Annotated in this window: 11 protein-coding genes and 1 tRNA gene; 4 read left to right on the plus strand and 8 right to left on the minus strand. The window is 58.7% G+C overall.

Annotated elements, in window-relative coordinates; genetic code table 11:
* Positions 1–27 precede the first annotated feature (27 nt).
* Positions 28–2,376: a xanthine dehydrogenase family protein molybdopterin-binding subunit gene (locus J0X19_RS21550; protein WP_206986486.1), complete on the plus strand. Its 2,349-nt coding sequence runs from the start codon at positions 28–30 to the stop codon at positions 2,374–2,376.
* A 94-nt stretch (positions 2,377–2,470) separates the two neighbouring features.
* Here J0X19_RS21550 and J0X19_RS21555 read toward each other — a convergent pair.
* From J0X19_RS21555 to J0X19_RS21565, 3 genes are all read right to left on the minus strand, one after another.
* Positions 2,471–2,544 (minus strand) — tRNA-Arg (locus J0X19_RS21555).
* Between the two features lie 121 nt (positions 2,545–2,665).
* Entirely contained in the window at positions 2,666–3,379 is a 714-nt protein-coding gene (locus J0X19_RS21560; protein WP_206986487.1) for a TVP38/TMEM64 family protein, read from the minus strand.
* A 104-nt stretch (positions 3,380–3,483) separates the two neighbouring features.
* Complete coding sequence (locus tag J0X19_RS21565) at positions 3,484–4,359, minus strand: DUF2167 domain-containing protein (protein WP_206986488.1); 876 nt, start codon at positions 4,357–4,359, stop codon at positions 3,484–3,486.
* Positions 4,360–4,564: 205 nt separating this feature from the next.
* On the opposite strand from J0X19_RS21565, the gene J0X19_RS21570 reads away from it, so the two are divergent.
* Entirely contained in the window at positions 4,565–5,704 is a 1,140-nt protein-coding gene (locus J0X19_RS21570) for a cystathionine gamma-synthase (protein ID WP_206986489.1), read from the plus strand.
* Between the two features lie 249 nt (positions 5,705–5,953).
* Positions 5,954–6,946, plus strand: a complete 993-nt coding sequence (locus J0X19_RS21575; RefSeq protein ID WP_206986490.1) for an MBL fold metallo-hydrolase — start codon at positions 5,954–5,956, stop codon at positions 6,944–6,946.
* An 88-nt stretch (positions 6,947–7,034) separates the two neighbouring features.
* On the opposite strand, the gene J0X19_RS21580 is transcribed toward J0X19_RS21575, so the two are convergent.
* Positions 7,035–8,585 carry a hypothetical protein gene (locus J0X19_RS21580; protein WP_206986491.1) on the minus strand — a complete coding sequence of 517 codons (1,551 nt, stop codon included), beginning with the start codon at positions 8,583–8,585 and terminating at the stop codon, positions 7,035–7,037.
* Positions 8,586–8,757: 172 nt separating this feature from the next.
* The gene (locus tag J0X19_RS21585; protein ID WP_206986492.1) at positions 8,758–9,534 is read right to left on the minus strand and encodes a DUF475 domain-containing protein; all 777 of its coding nucleotides are present in this window, start codon (positions 9,532–9,534) and stop codon (positions 8,758–8,760) included.
* A gap of 273 nt (positions 9,535–9,807) precedes the next feature.
* Here J0X19_RS21585 and kbl point away from each other — a divergent pair, with 273 nt between their 5' ends.
* Positions 9,808–11,055: a glycine C-acetyltransferase gene (kbl, locus tag J0X19_RS21590; protein ID WP_206986493.1), complete on the plus strand. Its 1,248-nt coding sequence runs from the start codon at positions 9,808–9,810 to the stop codon at positions 11,053–11,055.
* 81 nt (positions 11,056–11,136) lie between these two features.
* Here kbl and J0X19_RS21595 read toward each other — a convergent pair whose 3' ends face one another.
* The 3 genes from J0X19_RS21595 to folP all read right to left on the minus strand — a co-directional run bounded on the left by J0X19_RS21595 (position 11,137) and on the right by folP (position 14,764).
* Positions 11,137–12,600 (minus strand): patatin-like phospholipase family protein, encoded by a 1,464-nt coding sequence (locus J0X19_RS21595; protein ID WP_206986494.1) that lies wholly within the window; start codon positions 12,598–12,600, stop codon positions 11,137–11,139.
* A 413-nt stretch (positions 12,601–13,013) separates the two neighbouring features.
* The gene (gene cdaA, locus J0X19_RS21600) at positions 13,014–13,859 is read right to left on the minus strand and encodes a diadenylate cyclase CdaA (RefSeq protein ID WP_206986495.1); all 846 of its coding nucleotides are present in this window, start codon (positions 13,857–13,859) and stop codon (positions 13,014–13,016) included.
* Positions 13,856–14,764, minus strand: coding sequence for a dihydropteroate synthase (folP, locus tag J0X19_RS21605; protein ID WP_242583149.1), 909 nt, complete (start codon positions 14,762–14,764; stop codon positions 13,856–13,858). The genes cdaA and folP overlap by 4 nt, the downstream gene beginning before the upstream one ends.
* Positions 14,765–14,789: the final 25 nt, after the last annotated feature.

A 14,789-nucleotide genomic window follows, 5' to 3' on the forward strand; every position in this document is an offset into this window, starting at 1 on the left:
GTTCTTCTTCCAAGCACTACGCTCCCGATGGATACTGAACCGCAATTTTTCGAAACCAACGCCGTGCCGGGCGTGGTAGGCCAGCCCATGAGCCGCGTGGACGGCTGGGCGAAAGTGACTGGCCAAGCCAACTACTCAGCCGAGTACAACCGCCTGCCTGGCCTGGTGCACGCTGTGCTCAAAACCAGCGACGTGGCGAAAGGCCGGGTCACCGGCTTTGACACCAGCTTAGCCCAGAAGCAGCCGGGGGTACTGGCCATCCTGACGCATCAGAACCTGCCGCAACTCACTAAAACGCCAAACTCGCCCGAGGACCGAAAGGCTTTTGCCTCCTCGCCGATGAGCTTTTTCCCAATGGCTTCCGACCAGGTGCACTACGCCGGGCAGCCCGTAGCCGTGGTGGTGGCCGATACGCTGGAGCACGCCCAGTACGCCGCGGCTCTACTGAAAGTGACCATTGCTTCGGAAGCGCCCGTGGCTTCCTACCTGGACCCCAAAGCCGAACTCTACGTCCCGAAAACCATCCGGGGCTACCAGCCCGGTGTCACCAGGCGTGGCGACGCCCAGGCGGCGTTTGCTGGCGCTCCAGTGCAACTGACGGCCACTTACTCCCACGCCACCACCCATCACAACCCCATGGAGCCGGGCGCCACCATTGCCCATTGGGAGGCCCCAGACCGTCTGATCGTCTACGACACCACCCAGGGAGTATCTGAAACGCAAAAAACGCTGGCAGCCATGCTGGGCCTCTCAACCGAGCAAGTGCGGGTGGTCAACAAGTATCTGGGTGGGGGCTTCGGCTGCAAGGCCTGGGTATGGCCCCACGTGGTGTTGGCCCCGCTGGCCGCCAAAGCCGTAGGCCGGCCGGTGAAGCTGGTGCTCACGCGCCCGCAACAGTTCACCGGAATGGGGCTCCGCGAAGAGCAGGAGCAGACCCTGCGGGTTGGGGCCACCAAGGAAGGCAAACTGCTGGCCTTGGTGCACGAAAAAACATCAACTACTTCTCCTTGGGAGGACTGGGCCGAAACCAACGGCCGCATCATCAACATGATTTACGCTTGCTCAACCTTCGAGGGTACGTACCGCCTGGGCCGGGCCAATGTGATGACGCCAACGTCAACCCGTGCCCCAGGCGACATGCCCGGCTCATTTGCCATCGAGTGCGCCATGGTCGATCTGGCCTACCAGCTCAACCTCGACCCAATTCAGGTCCGGCTACTCAACTACGCCGAAAAAGACCCCACCAACGGGCACCCATGGAGCAGCAAGAGCCTAAAGGAATGTTACCAGCGCGGGGCTGAGCTGTTCGGCTGGAGCAAGCGCAACCCCAAAAATGGCCAAACCCGCGACGGCAAGTACTTGGTGGGTTGGGGGATGGCCACGGCCAGCTACCCGGTGCACAGCTCCCAAGGCAACGCCCGCGTGCGTCTCTACAGCGACGGCCGCGCCGTAGTCCAGGCCGGGGCCACCGACCTGGGCACGGGTACCTACACTATCATCACCCAGGTGGCCGCCGATGCGCTGGGCTTATCACCAGAGCAAGTGCGCTTTGAGTTGGGCGACACGGTATTGCCAACCACGCAATGGTCGGGTGGTTCCACGGCCGCTGGTCGGGTATCGTCGTCGGTGTATCTGGCCGCGCAGGAGGTGTGGCAGAAGCTTATCAAAGTGGCGGCCATGGACAAACGTTCGCCGCTGTACGGAGCCAAGCCCGCCGACGTAGCGGTGGAGAAAGGCCATCTATACCTGAAAGCCGACCCAGGCAAAGGCGAGGCTTTCGGCGAGGTGATGAAGCGTGCCAACATGAGCGACGTGGAAGGGAGTGCGCTGGGTCGTTACGGCGCGGGCTACGAGGCCCCGCAGGCTACAGTCAATGCCAACATGAACAAAAAGGAGGAAGCCGCCCCGCATTCGATGCACGCCTTCGGCACCCATTTCTGCGAAGTGCAAGTGGACCCCGAACTGGGTACCGTGCGGGTAACACGCTGGGTGAGCGTAATGGCAGCGGGCCGCATCCTCAACCCTAAAACAGCTCGTTCCCAGGTAATTGGCGGCAGTATTTTTGGCATTGGCGCGGCGTTGATGGAGCAAACCGTCCGTGACCCGCATTTAGCCCGCTACACCAACGCCGACTTGGCGGGTTATCACGTGCCCGTCAATGCCGACATTCCGGATATGCGGGTGGAGTTCATTGAAGAGCACGACCCTTACGTTAACGCCATGGGCGTGAAAGGCATCGGCGAGATTTCCATTGTGGGCGTGACGGCCGCCGTAGCCAACGCCGTATTCCACGCTACCGGCCGGCGGCTGCGTTCCTTGCCAATTACCCCGAACAAGGTGCTTGAAGCGTTGCGCCAGCCAGCCAGCCTAGTATGATGCCGCCCTTTCTTTTTTGAATTGTTATTCGCTGTGTATGCAAACAAAAACGCCCTGTAAGCGCTTGGCTCACAGGGCGTTTTAGGTAGTCTTGTGGTCGTGTAAGGAGTCGAACCTTAAACCTTCTGATTCGTAGTCAGATGCTCTATCCAATTGAGCTACACAACCCTTTTCCTTTGCGGAGCACAAAGATAGCAGCTAAAAATTTAGTTCAGCAAGAAGATTCACGCATTTTGTGAGTAAATCAGCTCCGAAAGGTCGCAAGCTGCTGAAACTCAACTTGATTTTTTTACTGTTCGTTAGGGAGTTTCTTGCTTAAAACCCGCTTAATGGCGCGGTTGAAGAGAAAGTAGAGTCCAAACAACGACACCGCTATCAGTGCCAGAAACAGCAGCTTGCCTGCCGTACCGGTATCGGGGTTCTTAAGCAAAGCGAAAATATCCTGACCCTTAGTACCTAGCCAGTAAAAGAACAAGCTGCGCGGTAGCATGCCTACCACCGAAGCTACCAAAAAACGCTTCCTGTCGACGCCCATTACAGCCAGCACAAAGGTCATGAGGGCAAAAGGCGTGACTGGAGAGATGCGCGTGAGCAGGATAAGCTGCCAACTATCGTTTTTCAGTTCCTCCATTACGGCATCGGCCTTGGGGAAGTGGTGCAGAAACCGAATCATCTTGCCGTGGTCCAGGGACGAAGCCACCTGGTACCCGATAAGAGCAGCTAGTGCGTAAGCGGCCAGCATACCGGGTAGCCCAAGCCAGCCGAAATAAAAGCCTGTAACTAAAACTGCTACCGTAGTCGGCATCAGGGCAAACGTCATCAGAAACGACAGCGCCGCAAAGTAAAGCACACTTTGCCCCGGCGTGAGGTCAATCAGTAAGGTGGGGTTTTTGTACAGAACATAGCTCACCAGCGAAACGCCCAGCAGCGGCATGCCCGATAAAAACAGCATCGAGAGCAGCGTGGAAGCATTCTTCTGAAAAAGCTCGCGGATAAAACTCATTGGCAGCGGTAAAAACAAACGGGCCGGCTTTGTCTGGCCGGCCCGAAGGTATGAACGTAAAAATGACGCGTAAGGCTAAGCTTCCGGTTCTGCTACTCCTGATTTTACCGGTCTTTACCACCGAAAAACCGGCGAATTGCAGCCCAACTACTGGCAACTACAGCCAGAATAATTTTCCAGAACTTAGCGAATAGCGCTAGAGCGCCAGCTTTGGCTAGTACCTTGCCCGCAACCAAACCGCCAATACCATAGGCTGCTACCTCGTCAATGCTGGCATTGAAATCGGCGTACTGCTGGCCTTTGGCGAAAGCCACACTTTTGATGACGGCCGGGATACTATTGCGGATTTCGGGTAGTTGCGACATGTCGCCGATGGCTTGCAGATTGAGTACGCCCCGGCGGCCTAGCACCCGCACGTTATAGTTGAGAGTGGTAGCCGGAGTACCGCTGAAGCGCAACTCCTTGGCCCAGTGCAGCACATTGAGCTTGGCATCATAAAAAGGCTTGGCAGCCCAGCCGAGCAGTAAAATCCGCCCGTAGCCGGCGGCCACCCGCTCGGCATTGCCAGCTTCGGTATCGTCCTGCATTTCCTTCAGCAGGTCGTCGTAGTCGATTTCCGCTACATCCTTGTCCGACACGTAGCCGGAAGGGTCATATTCAATCAGGAAGGCCCAGTTATTATCATCGAGCGGGCCCCGGTCGGCGGGAAGCAGCATGCCCAGCGACTCGCTACTGGGGTTGCCCCAGAGTGTAGTGAGCACATAGTTGCTTTGGCGGGCATTGAGGTAGCGGAAGCCCTTGGGCACATCAATAGAACCCAGGCTGTCGGGGAAAACAATGTGGCCGGTTTCGTAGTGCAGCAGCGTGTGCACCGAGTCGATGTAAGCCTGCTCGCGGTCCACGGAGTCAGGCGCGGTAGGGGCGGCGAAACCGACAAAATGGGAGCTGACCAAGGCCAGTAGGAATAGAAGTTTTTTCAAGCAGAATAGCAGTTAAAGAGGCGTTAATTTCACTGACAAGATAAGCAGGCCCTATGGTACTGCTTAGCGGATTCTGAAAAAATAAATAGTGCGGTAGCCTACCATTTAGCGTCGTAAGTGTGTTGTAGCTAGTCGGCGCGCAGAAACGCCTAGAGTTCTACCTTTGCGCACCCATCCTCAGGTTCATACCCCTAAGTTTTCACGAATGAAATTCGGAACCAAAGCCATCCATGCCGGCGTGCACCCTGACCCCGAAACCGGGGCCATCATGACGCCTATCTACCAGACGTCGACCTACGTGCAACGCTCCCCCGGCGACCATAAAGGCTACGAGTACTCGCGCACCCACAATCCCACTCGTACCCAGCTCCAAAACGCTGTAGCGGCGCTGGAAAACGGTAAGCACGGCTTGGCGTTTGCCTCGGGTATGGCCGCCATTGATGTCATCATCAAGCTGCTTCAGCCCGGCGACGAGGTTATCAGCACCAACGATTTGTACGGCGGCTCGTACCGCATCTTCACCAAGGTATTTGCCAACTACGGCATCAAGTTCCACTTCGTGCCCATGCACGACATGGCCGCCGTGGAAGCCGCCGTAACCGAGAAAACCCGCCTGATTTGGGTGGAAACGCCTACCAATCCGCTGCTCAACGTTATTGATATTGCGGCCGCTTCGGCTGTAGCCAAAAAAGCCGGCGCGCTGCTCGTGGTGGACAATACCTTCTCGACGCCTTACCTGCAAACCCCGTTGGATCTGGGTGCCGATATGGTAATGCACTCCCTCACCAAATACATGGGCGGCCACTCCGACGTGGTGATGGGTGCCATTGTAGTGCAAGACGACGAGCTGCACGAGCGGCTGCGCTTCCTGCAAAATGCCTGCGGGGGCACCCCCGGCCCCCAGGACTGCTTCCTGGTGCTGCGCGGCCTCAAAACCCTGCACATCCGCATGCAGCGCCACTGCGAAAACGGCCGCGCCGTAGCCGAGTACCTGAAAGCCCACCCCAAAGTAGAGAAGGTGTTCTGGCCCGGTTTCTCCGACCATCCCAACCACGAAGTAGCCGCCCGCCAGATGCGCGACTTCGGGGGCATGATTTCCTTCGTGCTCAAAGGCGACAAGCAGGAAGACGCCGTGGCGGTGCTGGAAAAGCTGGAGCTGTTCACGCTGGCCGAAAGCCTGGGCGGCGTGGAAAGCCTCTCCGGCCACCCCGCCACCATGACCCACGCCAGCATTCCGGCCGAGGAGCGCCGCAAAGCCGGCCTCTCCGACTCACTGATTCGGTTGAGCGTGGGCATTGAAGACATTGATGACCTGCTGGAGGATTTGCGGCAGGCTATAGGCTAAGGCGCGCAACGCGCTGCGCATTTTGCTATGAAGCAAGAAAAGCCGCTCGATGCCGCAAGGCGTTGGGCGGCTTTTTCGCATTTAAATAGGTAGTAGGTGATAGGAAGTTAGTAGTAGGATAATACTTACTAAAATGCCAGGTATGTGATGCTTAGCCTTCCGCCAGGCGCTTGTCAGCTACTACTTAAAGTAAATCCAACGGCACTGCGTCTGCGTCGGCACCAAAACAATTTGTTGCCTTTTTCGCGCATGAAAACCCCTTCTCAGTTTACCGGCAAAAAGTACCTCAACGTAATGCCCACCAGTATTGCCGGGGATTATGGCCTGATGCTGCGGCGGCAGCTATTTGGCAAGGAGGAACGGGTACCGCGCCGGCCGCTGGGTCCGTTCCGGGCCGATGCGGCAGCGCTGGCCGAACCGGTACCGGCCAGCGCCTTGCGCGTGACGTGGTTTGGGCACTCTAGTACATTGCTGGAAATCGACGGCAAACGGTTCCTGACCGACCCGGTGTGGCGGCTGCGGGCCTCGCCGGTAGCCCTGGGCCCAAAACGGTTTTTCGCGCCCCCGCTGCCACTCGCCGAGCTGCCGCCGTTGGATGGGGTACTCCTTTCGCACGACCACTACGACCACCTCGATAAGGACGCCATCCGGCAGCTGGCGCGTACGGGCGTGCCGTTTTTTTGTCCGCTGGGCGTGGGGGGGCACCTGCGCCGCTGGGGCGTGGCCGCTGCTCAGGTCAAGGAACTGGATTGGTGGCAGGAAATAGCCGTAAGCAGCACCCACACGCTGGCCGCCACCCCGGCCCGGCACTTCTCCGGCCGCCGCCTCACCCGCGACAATACGCTCTGGGCTTCCTGGTGTATTCTGGGCCCTACGCACCGCGCGTTTTTCGGCGGGGATTCGGGGCCGTTCGAGCAGGGCTTCCGTGAAATAGGCGCGGCGTATGGTCCCTTCGATTTGGTGATGCTGGAAATAGGCGCCTACGACGAACAATGGGCGGAAATTCACATGGGCCCCGACCACGCCTTGGCTGCACACCGGGCCTTGGGCGGCGGGGCGCTGCTGCCGCTGCACTGGGCCACCTTCAACCTGGCTTTTCATAGCTGGCACGAGCCCGCCGACCGGCTGCTAGCCGCCGCCGGCCCGGAGGTGCCGTTGCTGCTGCCTGCACCCGGCCAGCGGGTCACGGTTGCCGAAGGTCCATTGCCAGGCAACTGGTGGCAGGCGTATTGCGTGGGATAATACAATGAGTGGTGATTACGCAAAAAGGCCAACCCCTGACTGGGCCGGCCTTTTTTGCTTGGATGACGCTGTGGTGTTCTGTTAGCTGCTACTGGCGCAACAACCGGCAGACGTAACCGCCGCTAATGGGCCGGGCAAAGTAAATGCCTGGTGCTACAGAAGAAGAGGGCTGCCACTGCACGCCACCATCAGAGCGGCTGGTAATGGTATCCACCACACGGCCTAGTTTATCGGTAACGACTACGGTTTGCACGGCAGCAGTAAGCAGCTTGAACTGCACTTGGTCGTGGAAGGGCATTGGATACGCCGTTAGCTCTTTGGTGCTGGAGGCGCGGGTGCTCAGGGCTTGGCCTGCTACTACAAAGTTGATAGTACGTACTTCCGAACCAATGATAGGGCAGCTGTTGTCGGCGGCGGTTACTGTGAGGCTGTAGCGGCCTGGCGGAAGGGTGGCTGGCACTTGCCAGGTAAGTACGCCCTGGTTGGAACCCTGCGTTTGGAAAGACGCCCCTGGCACAACCGTGGCTACGTCGCTGCTGAGTTGTAGGGTTTGGCCCGCATCGGGGTCGGTGGCCGTGAGGGTGAGCGAAACGGTTTGGCCGGGCGCTACCGCAATAGCCTGCTCGATGGGTTGGGAAGCCGGCGCACCAGCAACGGTAAGGCTGGTAAAACTAGGGTTGCGGTTGCCGCCCCCATTGAGCAGCAGATAGATAACATCCCGCGTGACGCTGCCAATCTTGACCCAGGTGCCACTTAGGCGGCGGTACTCATCTACCCGCACGGCCACCGTGTAATAGCCAACCTGCATGATAGGCGTAGTAAGCAGGTCGCCGTTGGCGGCATTCAACTCAAACTGAGGAACCGCTACGCCATTCACGGCCCGGAATGAAGGCAGAGGAAAACCAGCGGTAAACTGCCCCGCCAGATACGATGCGGTTTGCCCATTCACTGGGTCCTGAAACTGACCGGCCGGATAGCCCGCGTAGACTATAGGAGTTCCGCAGTCGGGAGAACCAACTAGGCCCGCTACTGGCTGCGCCGACTCATACACCAGGGAATCACCGTCTACCTCAAATGTGCTGAAGCTATACCGGTAAGGCTGGGCACCACATACGTAAGGCAGGGTAAACGAAGTGAAGCGCGGGGAAGAGTTGGTCAGGCCGCTGGAGTTGTCCAGAAAGGCGCTTATCTGCGAACCGCTGGAACCTGAGTTGAGTAGGTTGCGAATACCACTAGCCCGGTTTTCACTGATTGCACTTATTGTCCATTGGCCCGGTGGTAGCGTTACGTCGGTTTCGTAAGTGTTTACCAGATACGCAGCAACACTACCTGGGCAGCCTAGTGTTCTAGGCGTGCTCTGGTTACGCGCAACGGTAAGAAAGAAGCTACCGGACTGCGTAGGAGAACAGCCGTTGCGCAGAAATACCAAGTCAATCTGAGCCTGATCAGGACATCCTCCTCCGCAACCGACCGGGTCGCGGGCATACATCCGAACGGTAATGTGGTACCGCGAGGCTGAGCCGGGGATATAGGCGTAGGAAATGTCGCCGCCCAAAATATGAGTGGCTGTTGCCTGTTGCAGGCCGCCGAGGCAGAGCAACGCAAAAAACAAGAAGCGGAATAGTAGAGCAGTACTCATAAGCCGGAGAATAGATAGTGCGAATAAAGGAGGACAGCCAACTGCAAAAGGTTGGTCGATAGGCTAATAAACGAAATAGCCATGTAAATAGCTGAATCTGAATCCACCTATTTGCCTATAGTAACTATCACCGCAGGCAGATTCAAAACTCATACAGCCGAGCGCAAAAACCTTACGGTACCGGCTGGCGGCGCTGGGGTTTGTTGAAGAGCAAAGAGGTTAGCACCGGAACCAGGAACATAGCCACCGTCAGCACCGTCAGGCCGACTTCGGCGGTGTGGCTGCCCAGAAACTGGCTGAAGGCTGAAGTGGGCTGGTAATGCTCCACCAATGAAAGCAGCAGCTTCAGGCCCAGCAACCCAATTACCAGAAACGCCGCCGTTTCCAGAAACGGGTAGCGGGCCATAAGCAGCACAAAGCCCTGCGCCACCAGCCGCATGGCCAGAATGCCAATAAACACGCCCAAGCAAATCAGCAGCAGGTTATCGGTGAAGGCCACCACGGCAAACACGTTATCGATGGAGAAGGCCAAATCCATTAGCTCAATCAGGGCCACGGTGGCCCAGAACGGCCCGAACAACCCCAGCGTGCGGCGGTACAGCCAGCTCTTCTGCTTGTCGGGGCTGTCTTCGTGGTCGGAAGCGGGGCGGCCTTTCGGCTTGAAATGGTCGTAGGCCAGGTACAGCAAATAGAGGCCGCCGAGGGGTTTGAGAAACCAGAACTCAATCAGGAACGAGGCAAACAGAATGCACAGCCCCCGAAACACGTAGGCCCCGATGATGCCGTAGCGCAGAGCTTTCTGGCGCTGCTCCTTGGGCAAGTCGCCAACCATGGTGGCCAGCACCGCCGCGTTATCCACCGACAGCAGGCTTTCAATGATAACCAGGTTGCCCACCACGGCCAGGGCCGCCAGCGGGTTATTTATGATTTGTTGCAGGTGTTCGTTCATGCGAAAAGGAAAGCCGGGCCGGCCCTACGGTGGAGCGCCCGGTAGAAGAAACAGGAGCGGTGAAAATCGGCTCCTGCAAATTAGTACAGCAGGAGCAGGACTATAAGTTGCATTAATAATACGGCCTGCGCAGTATTGCCATTGGGTTGGCCACCCTTTTCCAAACGTATAGGTATGGTAGGCAAGCAACTGCCCGTTGGCTACGTATCTTGAGGGGTAGCCGTACCTTTGCCCTGCGCCTACTTTCCGTATTCACTCACTTTTCCACCGCCCATGTATACTACGCTTCAGCCCGACCTCGAACAGCAGCTCCAGGAAATCAAAGACGCCGGTCTTTACAAGAAGGAACGCATTATCACCTCGCCCCAAGGTGCCGAAATTGCCACCCAGGAGGCGGGCGAAGTGCTGAACTTCTGCGCCAATAACTACTTGGGCTTGTCGTCGCACCCCGAGGTGGTGAAGGCCGCCAAAGAGGCCATCGACACGCATGGCTACGGCATGAGCTCGGTGCGCTTCATCTGCGGTACTCAGGATATTCATAAGCAGCTGGAAGCCAAGCTGGCCGAGTTCCTAGGCACCGAAGACACCATCCTGTACGCCGCCGCTTTCGATGCCAACGGGGGCGTGTTTGAGCCGCTGTTCAACGAGCAGGACGCCATTATTTCTGATGCCCTCAACCACGCCAGCATTATTGATGGCGTGCGTTTGTGCAAGGCCCAGCGCTACCGCTACGCCCACAACGACATGGCCGACCTGGAAAAGCAGCTGCAGGACGCCAAGGAGAAAGGCACCCGCCACCGCATCATCGTCACGGACGGCTCGTTCAGCATGGACGGCACCATCGCGCAGCTCGACAAAATCTGTGACCTAGCCGACCAGTACGAGGCCTTGGTGATGATAGACGAGTGCCACTCGATGGGCTTCCTGGGCAAAACCGGCCGCGGCACCCACGAGTACCGCAACGTGCTGGGCCGCGTGGACATCATTACGGGTACATTGGGCAAGGCGCTGGGTGGCGCTATGGGCGGTTTCACGAGTGGCCGCAAAGAGGTGATTGAGATGCTACGTCAGCGCAGCCGCCCGTACCTGTTCAGCAATACGCTGGCCCCAGCCATTGTGGGCGCCAGCCTGCGCGTGCTGGAACTGCTCACCGAAAGCACTCAGCTCCGCGACCAGCTCGAAGAAAACACCAAGTACTTCCGCCACAAAATGACGGAGGCCGGCTTCGACATCAAGCCCGGTGAGCACCCCATTGTGCCCGTTATGCTCTATGATGCCAAACTGAGCCAGGATTTCGCGGCCAAAATGCTGGAAAAAGGCATCTACGTGGTAGGGTTTTACTTCCCGGTAGTGCCCAAAGGCCAGGCTCGCATCCGGGTGCAGCTCTCGGCCGCGCATACCCGCGAACATCTGGACAAGGCCATTGCCGCCTTCATTGAAGTAGGCCAGGAGCTCGGCACCCTCAAGGACCGCGCCGCCGCCCAACCCGAAGCCGGCCAGGTAGTAACCAACACGCCGTAGGGAAGTTGACAAGTATGAAATAGAAACACAAAGCCCGGCTGTAATGCCGGGCTTTGTGTTGGATGGTGCTGTCCTCATCCCTCAGGTTTCCTGCATGGCGGGGGGCAGCATGCCGCCGGGCCACTCCAGGTTTATGGCGTTTGGGTCGGGGGCGAAGGTGAGGGGTGCCATCATGCGAGCCGAGCGTTTCACTACCTCCACTTTGGCTTTGCGCAGCTTCTGATAGTTTTCCCAGTCGAACTCCTTCAGAAACGCCACCGCGCCCCGCACGCCCACCCGAAACAACTCCAGCTTCTGCTTGTCGGGCATGTTGAAGGCCAGCCAGTTGAAGCCGTCCACGTTCAGGCAATGCACCAAGTGGCGGTAGTCGGAATTGCGGCGTATGAAGTCGGCATCGTACTGCGAGCGGGCCGCGTCGAAGATGGCCCCCAGGTATTGCAGCACCGAATCGGTGGACTGGTAGGTGGCCCTATCGATGCCCAGCTTCACACCGAACGTGGGCGCGGCCGGCACCTGCGTATTGTCGTGAAACACGTTGATGGGGAAGTTGGAAATGATGCCGCCATCCACAAACAGCGCCTCTTTCGGAATGGGGCCGAGGTAGCCCATGGCATCCCAGGCCTTGCGGTACTCGGTGTGCTGCTCCTCCGAGTCGTGGCCGGGTACGTTGGTGCAGCGGTAGGGGTGGAAAAACAACGGTATCGACATGGAGGCGCGCACCAGCAGCGCCGGGCTGATGCTGCGCCAGTCCTGCCAATACAGCGGCGCCATTTCCGGAAACACCACCTTGGTTTGGGTGGTAATGTCGGCGGTGATGATGGCCAGCCGGCTCAAGGAGGCCGATTCGTAGTCGGTTTCCTCGCGCACCCCGCTGATTCGGGAGGCCCGCCGCCGCAGCTTGCCGGTTGGCACTTCGGCCCGTCGTTTCAGCAGCTCCTCAATGCTGTTGACGCCTCGTTCCTGAAGCAATTCTTCCAGCCAAACCGTGAATTTTTTGCCAGGATGCAGACCAAAGTCTTTGCTGATGTGTTTCCGCACCGACAATGCCGAGGCCGCATCTTCGGCGGTGTCGAGCCTGCGCTTCAGCCAGCCTATTACGCCGGAGTCGGTAATTTCGGGTTCGAGCAATTCTTCGGTGAAGCCGCGTGCGTTTCGGTCGCCATCCACAAAGTCGTAGAAGTTCTTGTTGGCCAGCTGTTGCAGAAGCCACTCCGACGAGGTTTCGTGGCGCGGGGCGGCGGCGGCCATCAGCAAGGCGTTGATGGAGCCCGCCGAGGTACCGCCCAGCTGCAAAAACCGGATGCCCACCTGCTCCAGCGCGTACACGTAGCCGACTAGCGCAATGCCCAGCATGCCGCCGCCTTCCATCACCAGGTCTACGTATTGGTGGCGGTAGCCGCGGGCATCGGGTGGCAACTGGTCGGTTACGTCGGAAATGTGCCACTTGGGCTTTTGGGCCAGGTGCTGGTGCAGCTCGTGCATATCAGCATGCACGTAGCTCTTGAAATCCTGCGGGGTAAGGGCAACTGGTTGGGTAGACGGCATATGAAATAGCGAATAAGACCCAGCTGTTTGAGCTGGGCAGTACAAACAACAAGCTGCGCCCAACCCACGCAAAGCGGGCCGGGTGGGCTTACAGTAGCAAAACGATGGTGCCAGCCAGAAAGCCGGGTTAGAGAATGGCAGCCGTGCTGCCCAGCGCGAAGCACCTCCGGAAAATGCCAGTCAGCCGCAACTGCCAGCGTAATTCAGGAATGCTGGAAGTGAAAATAGGAGAAATAAGATGTTATATCAATAGTTGTGATGAAAACATAACTAGAGGCAGCTCCCCGAGTGTTTCGTGCTGCTTGTTGCTGTTGTCCGCATGCTCAAGAATAAGAATACAGGAACGAAACGACCCGATTTGTGGCGCATCTGCGAGTATGCCCCTGCAGCTTTGCAAACCTGCTGCCAACGAGCTATGCGGCTACCTCGGCGGGGGTAGTGCCGGTGGCGGCTCTGGGCTTGGGGGCAATATCGAACAGGAACTCGTTGAGGCGGGCGCGCAGGTCGGCGGGGGCCAGGTTGCGAAACACTTCCCCGCCGCGGACCAACGAAATCTGGCCGGTTTCCTCGCTTACTACCAGCACCACGGCATCAGTTACTTCGCTCAGGCCAATGGCGGCGCGGTGGCGCAAGCCCAGAGCGGCCGGCACGTCGGGGTTTTCGCTTACCGGCAGAATGCAGCGCGCCGCCTGAATCCGGCCCCGGCTGATGATAACGGCGCCGTCGTGCAGGGGGCTGGTTTTGTTGAAAATGCTCATAAGCAACCGTTTGCTTACGGTGGCATCAATCAAGTCGCCGGAGTTGGCGAAGGCCGTCAGGTCGGAGGCGAGGTTGAAGGCAATGAGGGCGCCGGTGTTTTTGCCGGCCAGGCTTTTGGCGGCTTCCACAAAGGGCGTAATGTTCATGCGCTCCGCCGAAGCGGCCGAGTCGCGGCGCCAGGCAAAGTTGCGCATCTTCTCAAAAGCCGTGGCCTTGCCAATGTTCAGCAGAAACCGCCTGATTTCCTGCTGAAACAAGATGATGCCGGCCAGCACGCCCACGCTCATAAACTGCCCCAAAATGCTGGTTAGCAGCTCCATACCCGCTGCCTTCACTACCAGGTAAAACAGGTAGATGGACATGAAGCCCAGGAAAATCTTCAGCGCAACACTCCCCGTTAGCAGCTTGTAGAGCTGATAAAACAGCACCGTGACCAGCAGCACGTCGATGACGTCTATCCAGCCGATGCGCAGGAAGCCGATGCCAAAGGAGCCAATCACGGGGAAGCGGGCGGGAAGGTGGGAGAAAGGAGCTGAATGGTTTGTACGGCCTCGGCCACGTCGTGTACGCGCAGCAGCCGGGCGCCGTTGAGCAAGGCCAGGGCATTGACGGCAATAGTACCGGTGAGGGCTGCATCGGGGGTGAGGCCAAGCGGCTTATGCACCATGCTTTTGCGGGAAAGGCCCGCCAGAATGGGTAGTCCCAGCACCGCCAGCTCGGGTAGGCGGCGCAGCACCTCGTGGCTTTGCGCAGGCGTTTTGGCAAACCCGAAGCCGGGGTCCAGCACCACGTCGGTCACGCCGTGGCGGCGCAGCTCGGTTAGTTTGTCGCGGAAGTAGCGCACCAGTTCCAGCACAATGTCGCCTTCGTACTGGGTGTGCTGGGTCATGGTTTGGGGCGTGCCGCGCATGTGCATCAGAATATAGGGCACGCCCAACTGGCCAGCGGTGGGCAGCATGTCGGCATCGAGGGTGCCGCCGCTGATGTCGTTGAGAATGTCGGCGCCGGCGGCTACGGCCTCGGCGGCTACCCCGGCCCGGAAGGTATCCACCGAAACAAAGGCCTCCGGAAACGCGCGCTTGATGGCGGCTACGGCGGGCAGCAGGCGGCGCTTTTCCTCGTCGGCGCTGATGTGCTCGGCGCCGGGCCGTGAGGAGTAGCCGCCCAAATCGAGGATGGTGGCGCCGGCCCGCAGCATGGCCTCGGCGCGCGGCAGCAGGTCGTCGGGGGACTGCACGCGGCTGTCGGCAAAAAACGAGTCGGGCGTGAGGTTGAGGATGCCCATCACCCGTGGCTGGCTGATGTCGAGCACCCGCCCATGCGGGCAGCGCAGGGTTTGCGCGGCCGGAAAACACGTATCTTGCAGGGCCTGGAGCATGTTGTTTTCAAGGTAAGAGACCGTCATGCTGCGCTTGCCGAAGCATCTCTAC

Origin of the sequence: Hymenobacter telluris (assembly GCF_017313265.1) — a bacterium.
In the GTDB taxonomy this organism is placed as follows: domain Bacteria; phylum Bacteroidota; class Bacteroidia; order Cytophagales; family Hymenobacteraceae; genus Hymenobacter; species Hymenobacter telluris.

What these genes read in the sequence shown, in the direction of transcription:
- J0X19_RS21550 (WP_206986486.1), top strand. Translation starts at nt 28, where the DNA reads ATGGATACTGAACCGCAATTTTTCGAAACCAACGCCGTGCCGGGCGTG.
- J0X19_RS21560 (WP_206986487.1), bottom strand. Translation starts at nt 3,379, where the DNA reads ATGAGTTTTATCCGCGAGCTTTTTCAGAAGAATGCTTCCACGCTGCTC.
- J0X19_RS21570 (WP_206986489.1), top strand. Translation starts at nt 4,565, where the DNA reads ATGAAATTCGGAACCAAAGCCATCCATGCCGGCGTGCACCCTGACCCC.
- J0X19_RS21575 (WP_206986490.1), top strand. Translation starts at nt 5,954, where the DNA reads ATGAAAACCCCTTCTCAGTTTACCGGCAAAAAGTACCTCAACGTAATG.
- J0X19_RS21580 (WP_206986491.1), bottom strand. Translation starts at nt 8,585, where the DNA reads ATGAGTACTGCTCTACTATTCCGCTTCTTGTTTTTTGCGTTGCTCTGC.
- J0X19_RS21585 (WP_206986492.1), bottom strand. Translation starts at nt 9,534, where the DNA reads ATGAACGAACACCTGCAACAAATCATAAATAACCCGCTGGCGGCCCTG.
- kbl (WP_206986493.1), top strand. Translation starts at nt 9,808, where the DNA reads ATGTATACTACGCTTCAGCCCGACCTCGAACAGCAGCTCCAGGAAATC.
- J0X19_RS21595 (WP_206986494.1), bottom strand. Translation starts at nt 12,600, where the DNA reads ATGCCGTCTACCCAACCAGTTGCCCTTACCCCGCAGGATTTCAAGAGC.
- folP (WP_242583149.1), bottom strand. Translation starts at nt 14,764, where the DNA reads ATGACGGTCTCTTACCTTGAAAACAACATGCTCCAGGCCCTGCAAGAT.